Origin of the sequence: Winogradskyella poriferorum (assembly GCF_050618035.1) — a bacterium.
In the GTDB taxonomy this organism is placed as follows: Bacteria; Bacteroidota; Bacteroidia; order Flavobacteriales; family Flavobacteriaceae; genus Winogradskyella; species Winogradskyella poriferorum_A.
Genome location: NZ_JBODPY010000064.1, coordinates 1 through 253, shown reverse-complemented (window position 1 = coordinate 253; position 253 = coordinate 1). Strand labels below are relative to the sequence as shown.

At 36.4% G+C, this 253-nt stretch carries 1 protein-coding gene; it reads right to left on the bottom strand.

The genetic code is table 11. The features are described from left to right. On the bottom strand, positions 1-253 hold a 253-nt coding region (locus ACRHOC_RS14935), incomplete at both ends, for a TonB-dependent receptor domain-containing protein (RefSeq protein WP_431159419.1).

Below are 253 nucleotides of genomic sequence, written 5' to 3'. Positions count from 1 at the left end.
CTACGGTTGCCGAGGCAATAAGATCCTGTGTTTCTTTCTTATAAAGATTAACAGAACCACCTATTCTTCCTTCCAACAAGCTATAATCTAAACCAATATTGATAGTTCTACCAATTTCCCAACGTAAGTTTTCGTTAAAAGGCTCAGGACGGAAAGATTGATAGTATTGTGATCCAAATAAATAATTAGCTGTATCTGTACTTCCAGTATAGCGCGTTAAGAACTGGTAATCACCTAATCCGTTTACATTACC